Below are 16,591 nucleotides of genomic sequence, written 5' to 3'. Positions count from 1 at the left end.
CAATGCCATCGTGACTTTCTAACCGAGAAAGGAACCGCACATGCCTTTCGCGATCACACGCCGCTCGGTCCTGGGCGGCCTAGCCGCCGGCGCCACGGTCTCCGCCGCGCTGTCCGGCATTCCCTCCAGGGCCTTCGCCCAGTCGTTGCAACTCTTTGGAGCGCCCATCGGTGTCTCTTTGCCGCTGGCCCACCTGGTCGACCGCAACAGCCTCGCGCCCCTAGCGGATAATGCGACCCTGACGATCTGGCGCTCGCCTGACGAGATGCGGGCCGGGGTCGTCTCCGGCGAGATCGAGCTGACCACCTCACCGGCGCCCACGGCCGCCAACCTCTACAACCGCGGCACCGGCATGCGCCTCGCGGGCGTGCTGACCACCGGTATGCTCTATCTCATGACGACCCGGGGCGGTCTGGATGATCTCTCCGGCTTGGCGGGGCAGCGGGTCCTCGTTCCCTTTCGGGGCGATATGCCGGACCGGGTGTTCCAGCTGCTGCTGCGCGCGCAGGGCATGAGGCTGGACGACCTGGACGTTCAGTATACCGCGACCCCCATCGAGGCGGCGCAGCTCCTGCTGGCCGGACAGGCCGACTTCGCGGTGCTGCAGGAGCCGGCGGCGACCGCTTCCATCATGCGGGGGCTGGCCCAGTCGGTGCCCGTCGTCCGCGCGCTGGACTTTCAGGAACTTTATGCCGAGACGAGCGGCGCGGCGCTCGACATTCCCATGGCTGTCCTGATCCTGCAGGACGGTCTCCGGCAGCGGTTTCCCGATCTGCCGAACCGGTTGGTGTCGGAGCTGCGGGACTCCACTGCCTGGGTCACGAACAATCCGGCCTCGGCCGCGTGGCTCGGGGAGGATTACCTCGGCTTGCGACAGCCCGTTCTGGAACGGGCGATACCCTTCATGAACCTCTCCGTCCGAACGCCGGCCCAGGCGCGCCCGTCGCTGGAGCGTCTCTACGCGACCTTGGCCGAAGAGTCCGCGGCACTTCTTGGGGGCAGGCTTCCCGATGACGACTTCTACCTCGATCTCCAGGTTTAGGGGCGGGTCTCCGCCGGGGCTGCTGAAGCGGCTCGTCTGGAGCGGCGTGGGTCTGTCCGGCCTGCTCCTGCTTTGGTGGTTGGGCAGTCTCGCGCTTAGTCCCATCGCTCTGCCGTCACCGCTGGAAACTCTGGCGGCCCTGGTGCGCATCCTGCTTGACGGCGTCGCGCTGTCGTATCTTTTGGAGACCGCCTTTCGTGTTCTCTGCGGCTTCCTGGCGGCGCTCGCGATCGGCATTCTGCTGGGGTTGGGCGCCGGCTTTTCGGTTCCCCTGCGGCTGGCGGTCGGACCGCTGCTTTCGATGATGCTCGCCGTCCCGCCCATCGCTTGGGTGGTTCTGTCGCTGCTCTGGTTCGGACTGGGCGGTCAGGCCGTGATCTTCACCATCGCGGTCGCGCTCGTACCCATCGTCTTCCTGGCGGTGGTGCAGGGCGTCAGGACGCTCGACCCCGCCTTGGTCGAGATGGCGGAGAGTTTTCGCCTGACGCTTCTCGGCTTCTTGCGGGAGGTCATGCTGCCGCATCTGCTGTCCTATCTCGTGCCGGCGCTGGTGACGGCTTTCGGGATCGCCTGGAAGGTCGCTGTCATGGCAGAGCTCCTGGGCGCCCACAGCGGCATCGGGTCCGGGCTGGCCACGGCCAGATCGAACCTCGATACGGCCGAGAGTTTCGCCTGGATCCTGCTGGCCGTCGGCAGCTTCCTGGCCGTGCAGTACGGCGTGATCCAACCGCTCTATCGCAAGCTGGAGCCCTGGCGCGAGCCGGCCGTGCGCACTGGGCCGCAGGTGACCTCATGACGCTGTCGTCGAAGCAGACCCCGACCCCGGCCCGGTTCGCAGGTCCCCAACCCGAAGCCCTGGCGACCCTGCGTGCCGTCTCCGTCGCGCTTGGCGGGCGACGGATCCTGAAAGATGTGGATCTCGCGGTGGAACCCGCTCGTCTAGTGGCGGTGATCGGCCCCTCGGGCTGCGGCAAGACGACTCTTCTGAGGTTGCTTGCGGGGCTCATCGAGCCAAGTTCCGGTCGGGTCCGAAGCTGTGGCGAACGCACGGCCTTCGTCTTTCAGGATCATCGTCTGCTGCCCTGGCGCACGGCGCTGGGCAACGTCGCGCTCGGTGCCGTCTCGACAGCCCCCGACCGGCGGGAGCGGACGGCTCAGGCCGCCCGCCTCTTGACCGAGTGCGGCTTCCCCTCCGGCTCGAACGGTCTCTATCCGGCCCAGCTCAGCGGCGGGATGCGGGCGCGGGTCGCCCTGGCCCGGGCTCTCGCCGCCGAGCCGCAGCTCTTGCTCCTCGACGAACCCTTCAACGGTCTGGATCTGCAGATGCGCCGAAGCCTGCAGGACAGGTTGCGCGCCTTGGTCGAAAGACGCGGTCTCGGGGCCGTTCTGGTGACGCACGACCTCCTGGAGGCGGCCCGCATCGCCGATCAGGTGGTGGCGATCACCTCCGACGGCCGTCTCGCCTATCGGGAGACCTTCGACCTGCGCCCTGCCGACCGGGACGGTGATGCCGTTCAGGCCGCCGCGCGGCGTCTGTTGTTCAGGTCGGACACGCTGGGGTCGGACCAAGTGTAAGGCAGGCGTCGGCGCAGCGATCTGGCCGGCACTAGACGAACTTGCGGAACAGCCGTGTCTGGTCGAACAGCGCTTCCAAACTGCGCATCCGCTCGCGTGTTTCCACCCAGCCCGAGTCCTGAACGGCGGCGATCAGCGCCTCAACGATGAAAAGTGTCACGACGGAGGAGTCCCAGGCGGAGGGCGCCTCGATGCGGGCATGGAAGCTGTGGGCCGCATGCTTGGTGGCGGGCGAGCCCCACTGGTCCGTGAAGACCAACGGCACCGCGCCCTGTGCCTTCGCCATCTCGGCCAGACGCAGCAGGTCGTGTTCGTAGCGGCGTACGTCGAACAGCACCAGCAGGTCGCCGGGCTGCATGTTGAGCACGTAGTGCGGCCAGGTATTGGCGTTGGGGGCGATCAGCGTCAGGCCGGGCCGCACGACCTGCAGGTGGGTGAAGAAGTAGTCGGCCAGGGCGCGGCTGATCCTGCCGCCCACCACGTAGATGCGCCGCTCGCGGTCCGACAGCAGCCCGACTGCGGCATCGAAGGTCTCGGGATCGATCCGGGCGAGCGTTTGGCGCAGGTTCTCCATCACCGCCTCGGCGAAACGATTGAGAATGTGCGTGTCGGGCGCCTCGGCGGCCCAGCCGTCGTGTTTGGCGATCGGTGTGGAGATCGTCGCCTCCAATTCCGCGCGCAGGGCCGCCTGCAGTTCCGGGAACCCGGCGAAACCAAGCTTCTTGGCCATACGGACGACGGTCGGACCTGAGACGCCCGAGGCTTCGGCCACGCTTGCGATGCTGTCCAGTCCTAGGACGGGATAGCTGGCGAGCAGGGCGTCGGCGAGCTGGCGTTCGGCGCGGGTCAGGCTTGCGAAGCGGCTGCGGATGCGTTCCGCGACGGTGAGGTCTGCTGTGCTCGCCACATCCTGTCTCCCGTGTCCCCTGTCCCGAAGCCCAGGTCTCGTTTCCGCCGTCGCCGACCGCCCCGCCGCCGGAGGAGGGGAACAGTCTAACTGCTTATGAAGCGAATGTGTCTAGTCGCGCGAGCCCGAAAGAAACGTTTCAGAATCGCCTTGACTGTCCCGAGACATCTGGAAAGATGACACAAAGATTTTGGGGATATGGCGTTGGCGGAGACCCGCTCGCCGTCCGGCTCTCGCGATCTGGAGCAGGGCGGTTCGGATCCGGTTCGTGTGCGAACACTGCCGGGTAACTCTGCCGAGCTGACCTTGGCGGGCGAGCAGTGACGGGGGTGGGGACAGGCACGTGATTGCGGCGCTCAGGCTTTACGTTCGCGCTGTCGAGGCAGTGGCCCGGGTCGTCGGGCGGATCGCGATGTATCTGATCTTCGCGATGATCGGCGTGCTGCTCTATTCCTCGATCTCCAAGACCTTCTTCCTGCCGGCGATCTGGACCTTCGAGGTCGCGCAGTTTCTGATGGTCGCCTACTTCCTGCTGGGCGGCGCTTACTCCATGCAGTTGAACGGCCATGTGCGCATGGACCTGCTGTATGGAAGCTGGTCCGACCGCACGAAGACCTGGGTCGATTCCTTCACGATTCTCTTTCTCATCGCCTACCTGGTTCTGCTGCTCTACGGGGGGATCAACAGCTCGATCTACGCCGTGGTCTATGGGGAGCGCAGCTACACCGCCTGGCGGCCCTACATGGCGCCGATCAAGATCGTCATGTGCGTCGGCATCTTCATCATGCTGCTGCAGGCCATCGCGACCTGGATCCGCGACCTTTGCCGGCTGCGCGGGATCGAGCTCTGATGGAACACGAAGTCGTCGCCCTGCTGATGTTCTCCTCGATGATGTTGATGCTCATCACGGGCCAGCGCGTCTTCGCGGCGATCGGCGCGGTCGCCTCCATCGCTGCTCTGCTGCTTTGGGGGCAGGGCGGCGGCGATATGGCCTTCTCGGCGGCCATGAAGCTGATGAAGTGGTATCCGCTGCTGACGCTGCCGCTCTTCATCTACATGGGCTACATGCTGTCGGAATCCGGCATCGCCGACGATCTCTACCGCATGTTCCACGTCTGGTTCGGGCCGATGCCCGGCGGGCTCGCGATCGGCACGATCCTGCTGATGGTGGTGATCTCTGCGATGAACGGGCTCAGCGTGGCCGGTATGGCCATCGGCGCGACCATCGCGCTGCCCGAACTGCTGCGCCGAGGTTACGACAAGCTGATGGTGACCGGGGTCGTACAGGCCGGATCGTCCCTGGGGATTCTCGTTCCGCCCAGCGTCGTGCTGGTGCTCTACGGCATGATCGCCCGCCAGCCGGTCGGTCAGCTCTGGCTGGCAGGGGTTCTGCCGGGGCTGATGATGGCGTCTCTCTTCGTGCTCTACATCGTCGTGCGCTGCCGGATCACGCCCGAACTGGGCCCGGTGCTGTCGCGGGAGGAGCGGGATCGCTACAGCCTCGCCGACCGCCTGAAGTTGCTGCGCGCCGGCGTTCTGCCGCTGGCCATCTTCTTCGCCATGACCGGCCTGTTTCTGATGGGCGTCACCTCGCTGGTCGAAAGCTCGGCCGTCGGCGCGGTCTCGGCGACGCTGGCGGCGCTGATCAAGGGGCGGCTGACCTGGCCGGTGATGGAGGCGACGATCCGCAAGACGCTGGCCATTAGCTGCATGTTCATGTGGATCATCCTGGCGGCGCTTTGCTTCGGCGCGGTCTTCGACGGCCTCGGCGCGGTGCGGGCTATCGAGGGCTTCTTCACCAGCGATCTCGGGCTCGGTCCCTGGGAGATTCTGATCCTGATGCAGCTCTCCTTCCTGCTGCTGGGGACCTTCATGGACGACACCGCGATGCTGGTGATCGTCGCACCGCTCTACGTGCCGCTGGTCGGGTCGCTCGGCTTCGATCTCGTCTGGTACGGCGTGCTCTACACCATCACCTGCCAGATCGCCTACATGACCCCGCCCTTCGGCTACAACCTCTTCCTGATGCGGGCCATGGCACCGCCTGAAATCACCCTGATGGACATCTACCGATCCATCATTCCCTTCGTGGCGGTGATGCTGGTGTCGTTGGTTCTGGTGATGGCTTTCCCGCAGATCGCGCTCTGGCTGCCGGAGCTGCACTACGGACGCTGACGAACGAAAGAAGGCGCCGCCCGTTTCGCTCAGACGGGCAGGTGTCCGCGGACAAAAAACCCGAACGAGGAGGTGAAGACCAATGACGAGCAGACGCAAGTTTCTCAAGACGGCGGGGGTCGCGACCGCCACGGCGGGCGCCGCCGCTTTGGCGGCGCCGGCGGTCCACGGGCAGTCGAAGATCACTTGGCGGCTCCAAACCTACGCCGGTGCCGCCCTGGCCGAGCATGTCATCAAGCCGTCGATCGACGCCTTCAACAAGGTCGCGAACGGCGAGATGGAGATCGAGCTCTACTATGCGGATCAGCTGGTGCCGACCGGCGAGCTGTTCCGCGCCATGCAGCGCGGGACCATCGACGCGGTGCAGTCCGACGACGACTCCATTGCCGCGCCGGTCGATATCTCGGTCTTCGGCGGCTACTTTCCTTTCGCGACCCGCTACAGCCTGGATGTTCCGGTCCTCTTCAACGACTACGGCCTGAAGGAGATTTGGGAGGAAGCCTACGGTGAGATCGACGGTGTCACCTGGCTGTCGGCCGGCGCCTGGGATCCCTGCCACTTCGCCACGGTCGACCCGATCCGCAGCCTGGAGGATCTGAGGGGCAAGCGCGTTTTCACCTTCCCCACGGCCGGCCGCTTCCTGTCGCGCTTCGGCGTCGTCCCGGTCACCCTGCCTTGGGAGGATATCGAGGTCGCGGTCCAGACCGGCGAACTGGACGGAATCGCCTGGTCGGGCATCACCGAGGACTACACGGTGGGCTGGGCCGATGTGACAAACTATTTCCTTACCAACAACATTTCCGGCGCCTGGTGCGGCTCCTATTTCGCCAACTCCGAACGGTGGGAAGAGTTGCCTGAGCATCTCAAGACTCTGTTCCGTCTCTGCATGGACAGCTCGCACTACTACCGTCAGCACTGGTATTGGGGTGGCGAAGCGAGGCTCAGGACCGGTGGAGACAAGTTGGAGCTGACGACCATCCCGGATAGCGAATGGCAGGAGGTCGAGAGCGAGGCGATGAAGTTCTGGGACGAGATCGCCGCCGAGAGCGACCGGAATGCCCGCGTCGTCGCGATCTTGAAGGAGTATCGCGAAGTCATGCAGAAGGCCGGGCCGCCGTACCGCTACGGCTGATGCTCTGTTAGAGCAGGATCGTCTGAGGTGGGGTCGGCGAGCGATTCCATCTCAGACGTGACTCCGCCTCTCATCATAAGTTTCGAGCGCGATCGCGCTCCAGCCGATACCGGACCGGCCAGGTTCGGTCCAAGGGTCCCCGGAAGCGTCTCTTCCGGGGATCTTTCGCTTCAGGCCTCCCAGAGGGGCGGTGGCAAAGACGGTACAAGGACGGCGCGAGAAGATGACGAGACGGCCACGCTCGACCTCTGCGCAGTCGGTCTTCGTATGCGGCGAAGGGATGGCGCAAGCATCCCATTCCTGAGAAACGCCGGTGTCGTGAGAAACGTCTGTTCGCCAGGAAAAGCACGTTTGGACTCCTTGCGCTTTCCCAAATCGTGATCACTTGAGTTAACGAAGCAGTTACTTGTCTCCTGCATTCATTTTTTTCGTGACGCTCCGGAATCTCTCCGGTAATGATCCCGTTGATCCACAAGAACTTGCATAGGATAGGCAATGCCTAACTTCAAGAAAGTCGCCGAGGCTGTCGCGGAAAGCGGACTGTCTCGCGCGCACATCTATCGTCTAATCGATCAGAACAAGGTGCCGTCTCAAACCGAGGGGCGTGTTCGCAAAGTCGATGTCGAGGCGCTCAAGCGCTTCGTGACGGAATCTGCCTCCAAACCCCGTCGTGGACGCCGTCCCGGATCGGGTAAGGCGGCACAGGCCGTTCGGGCCAAGTCGGCAGCGGCAGCCCAGAGTAAGCCGGCCCAGAGTAAGCCGGCCCCGAGCAAGTCTGCCAAGAAGCCCGCCAAGAAGACCGCGCGTAAGGCGACCCGCAAGGCGGCCAAGAAGACAACGGCTCCCACGACGGCCCCCGTCGTTGTGGTTGCAACGGCACCCAAGGCCGCTCCGGCTGGCCGGAAAGCATCGGCGCGGCGCACGACGGCCGGGCGCAAGGCCGCCGTGGTGAAGCGTGCCGTCGCCGTAACCGCCGCGGCCGCCGCGGGCGGTAGCGATGCCGCCTTCCTGCGCAGCGAGGTCGATCGTCTCTGGGCGGAACTGGAACAGCGCCGGCAGGATCATCAGGCCGAGTCCGACCGTCTGCTGAAGATCATCGAGAGCCTGACCCGCCGCGCGTAGTCTCCCCAGTTGCTGGGCAGACACTCGATCGCAGTAGGGCCAGATTGCAGAACCGTGCCTTGGGTGGACCCGCCAAGCGAGTCCGCCCAGGCGGTCCTGCTTCAACCTGTCGGACAGACGCCGGGTCAGACCGGATATCTCTCGAAACGGAGTCCCCTGCGACAGGATCATGACCCATAGCTACGAAGCGACGGTGACCTGGTCGGCGGCGGAGCAAGGGCCGACCCGGGACTACAAGAGTTACGGACGCGGCTATCGGGTCTCGATTGCCGGTCGGCCCGACCTCTTAGGGTCGTCCGATCCGGCCTTTCGGGGCGATGCCAGCCGACATAATCCCGAAGATCTTCTGCTGGCGGCGCTCAGCGGCTGCCATCTGCTTTGGTATCTGCATCTCTGCTCCACCTCCGGCCTGCTCGTTCTGGACTACAGCGACAGGGCGACGGCGGAGATGGAGATGGAGAGCGGCGGTGGTGGACAGTTCGTCTCGGCCGTTCTGCGTCCGCAGGTGACGATTGCGGCCGGCGGCGATCTCCATTTGGCCGAAGCGTTGCACGCCAAGGCCGCCGAGAACTGCTTTATCGCCCGCTCCGTCAACTTCCCGGTGCGGCACGAGCCGAACGTTTCTCTGGAGCGCTCCTGACCGCCCGTCGCAGCGAAACGTGGGACGTAGGCGGATAAGGAAGCGACGTCCGGCGGGTCTGTTCTAGGCCCGCTTGGCGCGCACGCGCCGCACCTGTGCCGTCAGCTGAGCCAGAGAAGCGAAGCTGCCGCCGTCGAGTGTCGCCAGGTCAGGCTCTGTCGTGAAGAAGACGAGGTTGTGGCCCAGGGACAGGGTCAGGCCGGCCAGTTGGCCATCCAGGACGAGCGGTTGCGTTACGACTTCCGTGAAAGGATCGGATGCACTGGGCTGTTTCATGGCGTTTGGTCGTGACCTCCCGAAAATCAGCCCTGCCGTATCCACAGTAGGACACCAAGGACACCTACACCGGCATCGGTCCTGACTGCGAAACCCGATAACCTAGTATGAAGCTGCGCTTTAGATAGGCCTTGCGCCAAGTCAATTCCACCTGCGCGGGGCGCCGCCTTGTCCCTGCTGTAGGTGGGGAGATCGCCGGTTCCCGCTGTTCATCCGGTGCGCAGGGGGCTCTCCGCAAGATGGCCGTCATAGGGCGTGAGACCCGCGTCTCGGGCCAGGACTCGGGCCTCTTCAGTGCTCGGCGCGCTTGTCTTCAAGCCTCTGATCTGTAAGGCAAGAGCGGCGAAGAGGCGAAGCGGAAGACGGACATTTCCGACGGCCAGCATCCATCGCGAAGGGCCGGCCGGCAGCCCCGTTTCGGCCTGCAGGTCGGCCAAGCTGCGCCCTTCTGCGTGGACTGCCGCCGCCTCGAAATCGGCCCGTTGGGCCTTTTGTGAATTCTTCATGACACGAGACCTTTCAGCGAGTTAGCGGGCAGCCCGACCTTCCCGGCGCTCAGCGGTAGCCGCTGCGCCGTCGCCAGCAGAGGTGCGGCTGATCTGAGGTCGCCATTCGATTTCGCGCCGCAGCTTGCGTTTCATGGCCTCGGCGAAGTCCTCGTAACCGTGCGCCACCTCGACGAAGGCGCCTGGACCTCCGCTGACCTCGGCTCTGTAGTAGTCGGCAAGATCCGGTACTTCGTTCAAGATGGCCAGGCCATTGACCGTGATGCCCTTGAGGACGGCGAGTGCGCGGCCCTGAGCGGCCGACAGGCTGAATTCGCGGAAGGCGGTTTCCCGGCCGTCGCCCGACAGGTCGATGACCTGCCGACGGCTCGTGTAGGCGTTGCGCTCGATCTCCCAAGTCGCATATTGCAGGGCCTTGCCGATCCCGGTGCCGCCGGCCGGCAGGTCCCGGGGCATCCCCGCCACCTTTGCGGCGAAGCTCTCGATGCTGGTCCGGTCCGACAGACGAGCCCAGCCGAGCAGTTGCTTCGGACGGTTGCCCTCGGCCCAGAGCATGGCCGTCACGGCGATGGCGCCGGTCGGCCCTCCGGCGATTGCCGCGGCCACCTCGGGGTCGCGCAGGGCTTCGGCCAGCCCGGACATCTGCAGGCCGTATTCGGCCTCGTCGACCGAACCGGAGGCGTCGATGGCCAGAACGAGCTCCAGATCGACATGGTTCGGCTCCGCTTGCGTCTCGGCGGCGCTCGGCGCGGTCGTTAGGAGCATCGCGAGAAGGACGAGCGGGGCGCGCATAGACACCAGTCTACCCCAGTGGCCGTAGGTCGCGGGTGTATCCCGTCAAGCCTTTGGATCCGCTGCGGTTTGGCTTCGCTCGAAGACCAGACGGACGCGCAGACCCGGTCGATTGTCCTCCAGACGCAGCTCGGCGCCGTGCAGCTTCGCGACGGCGGCGACCAGCGACAGACCCAGCCCGCTGCCAGGTTCGCGGCGACTCTCGTCCAGCCGGACGAAGCGTTTCAGCACCGTCTCCCGATGGGCCGCAGGTATACCCGGACCGCTATCGGCGATCACCAGTTCGACCCCGGCAGCGCCCGTCCGAACGGCCAGATCCACGGAGCCCTCGGCGCCGCAGTACTTGAGGGCGTTGTCGAGCAGGTTGGAAATCAACTGGGCGAGAAGCTGACGGTGGCCCTCGACTGGTGCCGGGGATTGGATATCGCTCCGCCAGAGCAAGCCGGCGTCGCTTGCGGCCGGCTCGTAAAGTTCGCTGACCTCCTCGGCCAGTTGCGCGAGATCGAGTCGTTCGAATTGAGACTTCGCCGCGCCGGCTTCCGCCCGGGCGATGGACAGCAGGCCGCTGAAGGTCGCCAGCAGATGGTCGGCCTCCGCCAGGGCCCGTTCCAGGGCGTCTCGATAGGCCTCGCTGTCTTCGGGGCCGCGCAGCGCCAGTTCGATGCGGCCCTTGAGCCGGGTCAGGGGGGAGCGCAGATCGTGAGCCAAGCTGTCGCTGACGGTGCGCAGTCCCGTCATCAGCTCCTCGATCCGCTGCAGCATGGCGTTGAGGCTGTCGCTCAGCCGGTCGAACTCGTCGCCGCTACCGTCCTTGGGCATGCGTTGCGAAAGGTCGCCGCGCATGATCTGCCGGCTGGTCGCCGTGACGGCACCGACGCGCCGGGCCACGTTGCGACTGATCAGCCAGCCGCCCCCGACGCCCAGGATCAGAGCGCCGCCTAGGGCCCAGGCGAGGGCTTCGACCAGGGCGCCGGCATAGTGCGCGCGGGCGCCGAAGTCGCGGCCCACCAACAGGCGATGTCCCGTCTGCAGGCCGAAGCTGCGGGCGCCGACCTGCCTGGGCTGCGCGCCCTCGTCCGTTCGCCGCCGCAGCGTCAGCAGCACCCAGTCGCCGTCGCCCGTCGCGGCCTCGGGCCAGGCGCCCAGGTTGCCGGCCAGTTTGTCGCCCTGTGGGCTCACCAGCAGGTAGACGCCGTTTGGGTCGCCGCCTTCTCCGGATCGCCGTTCGATGGCCTCGACCAGTCCCGACAGGCCGCGTTCGCGTGCCTGATCGGCCAGGCCGCGCAACTCGGCGGCCACCGTCTCTCCGACCTGACGGTCCAGCATCGGCACGGTGCGGAAATAGACCCAGCCGAGCAGCAGCAGGACCGAAAGCGCGAAGAATCCAAAGTAGACCAGTGCGAAACGTGCGGTCGCTCCGGCGGGGAGGAGGCGCTGGCTCGCCACGTCGGCTGCCTCAGCCCTCGGCCGAAAGGGAGTAGCCGGCGCCGCGCACGGTGCGGATGAGGGCCGACTCGAAGCCCTTGTCGATCTTCTGGCGCAGTCGGCTCATGTGAACGTCAATGACGTTGGTCTGGGGATCGAAGTGGTAGTCCCAAACCCCCTCCAGTAGCATGGTGCGGGTCACCACTTGGCCCGTGTGGCGCATCAGGAACTCCAGCAGCTGAAACTCGCGCGGCTGCAGGTCGATGGACTGACCCGCGCGCACGACCTTTCGGCTCAGCCGGTCGAGAGTCAGGTCGCCGACCGTCAGCGTCGTCTCCGGCGTAGCGGCCGTTTGGCGACGGGTCATGGACTCCAGCCGTGCGAGTAGCTCGGAAAAGGCGAAGGGCTTTGTCAGGTAGTCGTCGGCACCGGCCCGCAAGCCGCTCACCCTGTCGTCGACCTGGCCCAAGGCGCTGAGTATCAGAACCGGCGTCTGAATGCTCGCCGCGCGCAGAGCCTCCAGAACCTTCAGCCCGTCGAGAGCCGGCAGCATGCGGTCCAGGATGACCACGTCGTACTCGCCGCTCGAGGCCATATAGAGGCCGTCGCGCCCGTTGTCGGAGCGGTCGACCACGTGTCCCGACTCGCTCAGGCCTTTGCGCATGTAGTCGGCGGTCTCGTCGTCGTCTTCGATGATCAAGATGCGCATCGTCAGCTTGTGTCCGGTCTTGCTGTGAAGCTGCGAGTCTCGCTCTGCCGCCGTCCGGTTGAGATCGGCTGTCCGATTAACATCAGGGATCTGGTTAAGATCGGGTGTCCGCTGATCGTCTTGCATGGACTCTGCCCCCTGCTCCCCCCGCGTTCAAGTCGATGCGGGACGTGCTCTTCGATTGCCGGAGCCCGCCTCCGCTCCGGGTCGGCGATCGCCGACCGTGCATCGGTGTCTCTGGCGTGCCGCCGCAGTCCGACGACAAAGAAAAGCCGGCAGGGCCTCGATCCCTCTCGGGTGGCGCCTGCCGGCGAGGTGAGCGTCGTGAACGACCGGTCCGTCTGCCGGGCATCCGCCGGGACGGGTCAAACGCTGGGCTTGACCCCCACGAAGAGGGGATTGCCGTCGCGCTCGACGAGAACCAGTGCGGATCGCTGACCCGAGGCGGCTTCCGACAGGGCGTCGGACACCTGTGCCGGGGTTTCGATCCTTTCGCCGTCGACGCGGCGGATGACGTCGCCGGGGCGCAGACCCGCCTCGGCTGCCGGTCCGTCTCCGCGTACCTCGACAATGACCACGCCGTCGACGTCGCCGGGCAGGTCGAAGCGCTGTCGGGTTTCCGCGTCGAGCGCAACCAGATCGGCGCCCAGGCTTTCCGAGGCGGAGGCTCCCGGTGCCGCTTCAGGCTCCGGTGCCAGGGCAGCTTGCTCGGGCTCCAGTCGGCCGATCTCGACCTGGAAGCGTTCCTCCTCGCCGTCGCGCCAGACCTGAACCTCGACACCCTCGCCGATCTCAGTGCCGGCGACGATACGGGGCAGATCCCGCATCTCCTCAATTGCACTGCCCGCGAAGCTGACGATCACGTCGCCCTGTTCCAGGCCGGCGGCTGCGGCCGGGCCGCGCGGCACGACGTTTGCGACCAACGCGCCGCGGGGACTGTCCAGGCCGACCGCTTCGGCGAGTTCTGGCGTGACCTGTTGAACCATCACGCCCAGCCAGCCGCGCTCTACCGTACCGCCGTCCTTGAGCTGCGCGATGATCGGCTGCGCCAGATTGGATGGGATGGCGAAGCCGATTCCGATGGAGCCGCCGGAGGGCGAGAAGATGGCGGTGTTGATGCCGATCACCTCGCCGTCGAGGTTAAACATGGGACCGCCGGAATTGCCCCTGTTGATCGCGGCATCCGTCTGGATGAAGTCGTCGTAGGGACCGGCGTTGATGTTGCGGCTGCGGGCGGAGACGATGCCGGCGGTGACCGAACCGCCCAGCCCGAAGGGATTGCCGACGGCCATGACCCAGTCGCCGACCTCCACCGCATCGGAATCGCCGAAGTCCAGAACCGGCAGGTCGCCTCGCGGTTCGATTTTGAGAACCGCCAGATCGGTTTGCGGATCGGAACCGACCAGTTCGGCCGGATAGGTGCGGCCGTCGTCGAGCGTGATCTCGATCTCGTCCGCGTCTTCGACAACGTGATTGTTCGTCACGATGAAGCCTTCGTCGTCGATGATGAAGCCCGAGCCGACGCCGCGCTGCGGTCTCGGCTGCTGGCCCTCCGGCATGTTGGGGACGCCGAAGCGTTCGAAGAACTCCTCGAAGGGCGAGCCCTCCGGGAAGGGCAGGCGCGGTGCCTCCCTACTGCCCTGCCGCTCGGTCGCGACGAAGACGACAGCGGGGCTGACCTCCTTGACCAACGGCGCGAAACTCTCCGGCGCCGGTCTGGCCTCGGCGACTGTCGCTGCCACGACCAGGACGCCTGCAAGCGCTGCTGGCAGAGCGCCCTTGGCGAGGCTGCTGACCACTTGACGTACTGACATTGTGTGGCTCGTCTCCACTGTAAAACGGGGTCGGGATGAGTATAGGGCGGCAGGCTTACGGCGGCCTGTCCGGCGGATTAACTTGTTGTAATCTCGCGCAATCGACTCGCCGCGGGCACCGCCCGATCACCCTCTATCACGCCCTGAAACTCTGTCGAAAATCGGGCAACGCGCCACAGGCCGGGCGGAAAGTGCGCTCCACCCATCCCAATTCTCTCGATCTCCAGACCTTGGCAGCCGGCGGCGGTTGCGCCAGACTTTCCGTAACGTTCGGCACCGGAACCCGACAGGTGATCGGTTTTGGGCGCCCATCGTGGGAAGTGCGGCATGCATATCGTTGTGCTCGGCAGCGGAGTGGTTGGTGTCGCGACCGCCTGGATGCTGCAGCGCGACGGTCATGCGGTCACGGTGATCGACCGTGCCCAGGAGCCGGCGGCTTTCACCTCCTTCGCCAATGCTGGGCTGGTGGCCCCTGGCCATGCCTACGCCTGGTCTTCGCCCAAGGCGCCGGGCATGCTGCTGCGGTCTCTCTGGCGCGGCGATCAGGCCCTGCGCTTCCGGCCGAGACTGGATCCGGCGCTCTGGCGCTGGACCTGGAAGTTTCTTCGGCAGTGCACGATGGAGCGCGCGGCGCTCAACAGCGCGCGCAAGGCCCGGCTTTGCCTCTATTCCCAGTCTCTGCTGCACGAGGTCGTTGCGGCAAGCGGCGTGACCTACGACGCGAGCAGCGGCGGCTTGCTCTACCTCTACCGGCGCCCGGGATCGTTCGCAGGCGCCCTGGAGAGACTGCGGATCCTGACCGACCAGGGTATCGCCCTCGAAACCCTGACGGCCGACGAAACCGTGGCTATCGAACCGGCTCTGGCGCCTCTGCGGGACGGTCTCGCGGGCGCGATCTTCGCGCCGGGCGACGAAGCCGGCGATGCCCGCCTCTTCACGCTCGGGCTGGCTAAGGCCTGCGAAGCCGGCGGCGCGACCTTCCGCTTCGGCGAGACGGTCCTGGGATTTCGTCTGGACGGCGGCGCGGTCCAGGCGGTAGTCACCGACAGGGGAGAGGTGGCCGCCGATGCCTTCGTGCTGGCCCTCGGCGTCTACAGTCCGAAGATCGCCCGGCAGCTCGGCGCGCGTCTGCCGATCTATCCGGTCAAGGGCTACTCGGTCACTCTGCCGGTCGCGGGGCGCAACCGTGCGCCCAGCCTCGGCGGGGTGGACGAGGACAACCTCGTGGCCTACGCCCGCTTCGGGGAGCGTCTGCGGATCACCGCCACGGCGGAGTTCGCCGGCTACGGAACCGATCACAGACCTGCCGACTTCTCGCGGATGCTGAGCGTGGCACGCGATCTCTTTCCGCAGGGCGCAGACTATCGGCAGCCGAGCTACTGGGCCGGTCTCAGGCCGATGACGCCCGAAGGGACTCCTCTGTTGGGGCGGGGTCGTCATGAGAATCTCTATTTCAACACCGGCCATGGACACATGGGCTGGACCATGGCCTGCGGGACGGCGGGGCTGACGGCCGACCTGATCGCCGGCCGCAAGCCCGCCATACCGCTCGACGGTCTGCTGCTGCAGTGAGGATGAGGTCGATGACGGACGCCGCCGCCTTGCCCCCTTTCGAACCGGTCGCCGACGAGGCTCCGAGAGTCGATTTGGAGCGCTTGCCCTTTACGCTCGACCGGGGCCTCGGTGCGGCCGCACGGATCGGCTTGATCGTCTTGGCCACGGACGGCACGGTCGAGCAGGAGTTTCGCCAGGTTCTCGCGTCCCAGCCCGACGTTGCGCTGTTTCAAAGCCGTATCTGGAACGATGCGGCGATTACGCCGGAGAGCCTGAAGGCCATGGAGGCACGCATCCCTGACTGCGCCAAGGTGATCCTGCCAGGCTCCGACCTTGATTGCCTGGCCTATGGCTGCACCTCGGCCTCGATGGTGATCGGGCCGGAGCGGGTCCGCGATCTGCTGCTGGCGGCGCGCCGTCCGAAGACCGCGACGAATCCGGCTCTGGCGGCTCTGGCCGCCTTCCGGGCGCTGGGCCTGCGGCGGATCGCGCTACTCACGCCCTACCTGCCCTCCGTCAACAGGATGCTGCGCGGCTTCTTTCAGTCTCGGGGTGTTCAGGTGCCGGTGATGGGGTCCTTCAACGAAGGCGACGATCCGACCGTGGCGCGCATTGATACGGCCTCGATTCGCGCAGCGGCAGAGCGGCTGGTCGCGGAGCCGGATGTCGACGGGCTTTTCGTGTCCTGTACCTCGGTGCGCCTGGTGGAGTCGGTTGCGGAGATCGAAACGGCGGTCGGCAAGCCGGTCACCTCCTCGAACCACGCCTTGGCTTGGCACGCCTTGCGTCTGTCGGGCGTGGAGGCTGCCCCGCCGCGACTCGGGGCGCTGTTTCGCTGCGGGCTGGGCTAGCGGAGGCCGCCCGGGGCAGGCGAAGCTCTCGTTTCATCACATCATTTTATTGTGAAGTTTTGTGGCCGGCG

Annotated in this window: 18 protein-coding genes; 11 read left to right on the top strand and 7 right to left on the bottom strand. The window is 66.0% G+C overall.

Going from position 1 to position 16,591, the window contains the following annotated elements:
* Positions 1-40: 40 nt before the first annotated feature.
* From ACO054_RS11605 to ACO054_RS11595, 3 genes are read left to right on the top strand one after another with little or no spacing between them, the layout of a single operon-like run.
* Positions 41-1,042, top strand: a complete 1,002-nt coding sequence (locus tag ACO054_RS11605) for an ABC transporter substrate-binding protein (RefSeq protein ID WP_421706738.1) — start codon at positions 41-43, stop codon at positions 1,040-1,042.
* Positions 1,011-1,838 carry an ABC transporter permease gene (locus ACO054_RS11600; protein WP_421706737.1) on the top strand — a complete coding sequence of 276 codons (828 nt, stop codon included), beginning with the start codon at positions 1,011-1,013 and terminating at the stop codon, positions 1,836-1,838. Before ACO054_RS11605 ends, ACO054_RS11600 begins: the two co-directional genes overlap by 32 nt.
* Positions 1,835-2,617: an ABC transporter ATP-binding protein gene (locus tag ACO054_RS11595; protein ID WP_421706736.1), complete on the top strand. Its 783-nt coding sequence runs from the start codon at positions 1,835-1,837 to the stop codon at positions 2,615-2,617. Before ACO054_RS11600 ends, ACO054_RS11595 begins: the two co-directional genes overlap by 4 nt.
* Positions 2,618-2,648: 31 nt before the next feature.
* Here ACO054_RS11595 and ACO054_RS11590 read toward each other — a convergent pair whose 3' ends face one another.
* Entirely contained in the window at positions 2,649-3,524 is an 876-nt protein-coding gene (locus ACO054_RS11590; RefSeq protein WP_421706735.1) for a MurR/RpiR family transcriptional regulator, read from the bottom strand.
* Between the two features lie 198 nt (positions 3,525-3,722).
* Between ACO054_RS11590 and ACO054_RS11585 the strand changes: the two genes are divergently transcribed.
* The 6 genes from ACO054_RS11585 to ACO054_RS11560 all read left to right on the top strand — a co-directional run bounded on the left by ACO054_RS11585 (position 3,723) and on the right by ACO054_RS11560 (position 8,593).
* Entirely contained in the window at positions 3,723-3,848 is a 126-nt protein-coding gene (locus tag ACO054_RS11585; protein ID WP_421706734.1) for a hypothetical protein, read from the top strand.
* Between the two features lie 19 nt (positions 3,849-3,867).
* Complete coding sequence (locus ACO054_RS11580) at positions 3,868-4,374, top strand: TRAP transporter small permease subunit (protein ID WP_421706733.1); 507 nt, start codon at positions 3,868-3,870, stop codon at positions 4,372-4,374.
* Entirely contained in the window at positions 4,374-5,699 is a 1,326-nt protein-coding gene (locus tag ACO054_RS11575; RefSeq protein WP_421706732.1) for a TRAP transporter large permease, read from the top strand. The genes ACO054_RS11580 and ACO054_RS11575 overlap by 1 nt, the downstream gene beginning before the upstream one ends.
* 82 nt (positions 5,700-5,781) lie before the next feature.
* The gene (locus ACO054_RS11570) at positions 5,782-6,831 is read left to right on the top strand and encodes a TRAP transporter substrate-binding protein (RefSeq protein ID WP_421706731.1); all 1,050 of its coding nucleotides are present in this window, start codon (positions 5,782-5,784) and stop codon (positions 6,829-6,831) included.
* A gap of 495 nt (positions 6,832-7,326) precedes the next feature.
* The gene (locus tag ACO054_RS11565; protein WP_421706730.1) at positions 7,327-7,953 is read left to right on the top strand and encodes a hypothetical protein; all 627 of its coding nucleotides are present in this window, start codon (positions 7,327-7,329) and stop codon (positions 7,951-7,953) included.
* 169 nt (positions 7,954-8,122) lie between these two features.
* Positions 8,123-8,593, top strand: a complete 471-nt coding sequence (locus ACO054_RS11560; RefSeq protein WP_421706729.1) for an OsmC family protein — start codon at positions 8,123-8,125, stop codon at positions 8,591-8,593.
* Positions 8,594-8,656: 63 nt separating this feature from the next.
* On the opposite strand, the gene ACO054_RS11555 is transcribed toward ACO054_RS11560, so the two are convergent.
* The 6 genes from ACO054_RS11555 to ACO054_RS11530 all read right to left on the bottom strand — a co-directional run bounded on the left by ACO054_RS11555 (position 8,657) and on the right by ACO054_RS11530 (position 14,115).
* A complete protein-coding gene (locus tag ACO054_RS11555) occupies positions 8,657-8,869 on the bottom strand; it encodes a hypothetical protein (protein ID WP_421706728.1) in 213 nt (70 codons plus the stop codon).
* 209 nt (positions 8,870-9,078) lie between these two features.
* The gene (locus tag ACO054_RS11550) at positions 9,079-9,375 is read right to left on the bottom strand and encodes a hypothetical protein (protein WP_421706727.1); all 297 of its coding nucleotides are present in this window, start codon (positions 9,373-9,375) and stop codon (positions 9,079-9,081) included.
* Between the two features lie 21 nt (positions 9,376-9,396).
* Positions 9,397-10,167 (bottom strand): DUF1194 domain-containing protein, encoded by a 771-nt coding sequence (locus tag ACO054_RS11545; protein ID WP_421706726.1) that lies wholly within the window; start codon positions 10,165-10,167, stop codon positions 9,397-9,399.
* 45 nt (positions 10,168-10,212) lie between these two features.
* Positions 10,213-11,613 (bottom strand): ATP-binding protein, encoded by a 1,401-nt coding sequence (locus tag ACO054_RS11540; RefSeq protein WP_421706725.1) that lies wholly within the window; start codon positions 11,611-11,613, stop codon positions 10,213-10,215.
* 10 nt (positions 11,614-11,623) lie between these two features.
* Positions 11,624-12,301 (bottom strand): winged helix-turn-helix domain-containing protein, encoded by a 678-nt coding sequence (locus ACO054_RS11535; protein ID WP_421710356.1) that lies wholly within the window; start codon positions 12,299-12,301, stop codon positions 11,624-11,626.
* Between the two features lie 365 nt (positions 12,302-12,666).
* A complete protein-coding gene (locus tag ACO054_RS11530; RefSeq protein WP_421706724.1) occupies positions 12,667-14,115 on the bottom strand; it encodes a DegQ family serine endoprotease in 1,449 nt (482 codons plus the stop codon).
* Positions 14,116-14,442: 327 nt separating this feature from the next.
* Here ACO054_RS11530 and ACO054_RS11525 point away from each other — a divergent pair, with 327 nt between their 5' ends.
* Together ACO054_RS11525 and ACO054_RS11520 are read left to right on the top strand one after the other, a co-directional pair.
* Entirely contained in the window at positions 14,443-15,687 is a 1,245-nt protein-coding gene (locus ACO054_RS11525) for a D-amino acid dehydrogenase (protein WP_421706723.1), read from the top strand.
* Positions 15,688-15,698: 11 nt separating this feature from the next.
* A complete protein-coding gene (locus ACO054_RS11520; RefSeq protein WP_421706722.1) occupies positions 15,699-16,520 on the top strand; it encodes a maleate cis-trans isomerase family protein in 822 nt (273 codons plus the stop codon).
* Positions 16,521-16,591: the final 71 nt, after the last annotated feature.

Origin of the sequence: Algihabitans sp., from assembly GCF_965226985.1 — a bacterium.
GTDB lineage: Bacteria > Pseudomonadota > Alphaproteobacteria > Kiloniellales > DSM-21159 > Algihabitans.
Note: the sequence above shows the minus strand (reverse complement) of the source record. Positions and strands in the feature narration are given on the sequence as shown.

What these genes read in the sequence shown, in the direction of transcription:
- ACO054_RS11560 (WP_421706729.1), top strand. Translation starts at nt 8,123, where the DNA reads ATGACCCATAGCTACGAAGCGACGGTGACCTGGTCGGCGGCGGAGCAA.
- ACO054_RS11575 (WP_421706732.1), top strand. Translation starts at nt 4,374, where the DNA reads ATGGAACACGAAGTCGTCGCCCTGCTGATGTTCTCCTCGATGATGTTG.
- ACO054_RS11550 (WP_421706727.1), bottom strand. Translation starts at nt 9,375, where the DNA reads ATGAAGAATTCACAAAAGGCCCAACGGGCCGATTTCGAGGCGGCGGCA.
- ACO054_RS11565 (WP_421706730.1), top strand. Translation starts at nt 7,327, where the DNA reads ATGCCTAACTTCAAGAAAGTCGCCGAGGCTGTCGCGGAAAGCGGACTG.
- ACO054_RS11600 (WP_421706737.1), top strand. Translation starts at nt 1,011, where the DNA reads ATGACGACTTCTACCTCGATCTCCAGGTTTAGGGGCGGGTCTCCGCCG.
- ACO054_RS11545 (WP_421706726.1), bottom strand. Translation starts at nt 10,167, where the DNA reads ATGCGCGCCCCGCTCGTCCTTCTCGCGATGCTCCTAACGACCGCGCCG.
- ACO054_RS11520 (WP_421706722.1), top strand. Translation starts at nt 15,699, where the DNA reads ATGACGGACGCCGCCGCCTTGCCCCCTTTCGAACCGGTCGCCGACGAG.
- ACO054_RS11530 (WP_421706724.1), bottom strand. Translation starts at nt 14,115, where the DNA reads ATGTCAGTACGTCAAGTGGTCAGCAGCCTCGCCAAGGGCGCTCTGCCA.
- ACO054_RS11585 (WP_421706734.1), top strand. Translation starts at nt 3,723, where the DNA reads ATGGCGTTGGCGGAGACCCGCTCGCCGTCCGGCTCTCGCGATCTGGAG.
- ACO054_RS11595 (WP_421706736.1), top strand. Translation starts at nt 1,835, where the DNA reads ATGACGCTGTCGTCGAAGCAGACCCCGACCCCGGCCCGGTTCGCAGGT.
- ACO054_RS11525 (WP_421706723.1), top strand. Translation starts at nt 14,443, where the DNA reads ATGCATATCGTTGTGCTCGGCAGCGGAGTGGTTGGTGTCGCGACCGCC.
- ACO054_RS11535 (WP_421710356.1), bottom strand. Translation starts at nt 12,301, where the DNA reads ATGCGCATCTTGATCATCGAAGACGACGACGAGACCGCCGACTACATG.
- ACO054_RS11555 (WP_421706728.1), bottom strand. Translation starts at nt 8,869, where the DNA reads ATGAAACAGCCCAGTGCATCCGATCCTTTCACGGAAGTCGTAACGCAA.
- ACO054_RS11605 (WP_421706738.1), top strand. Translation starts at nt 41, where the DNA reads ATGCCTTTCGCGATCACACGCCGCTCGGTCCTGGGCGGCCTAGCCGCC.
- ACO054_RS11570 (WP_421706731.1), top strand. Translation starts at nt 5,782, where the DNA reads ATGACGAGCAGACGCAAGTTTCTCAAGACGGCGGGGGTCGCGACCGCC.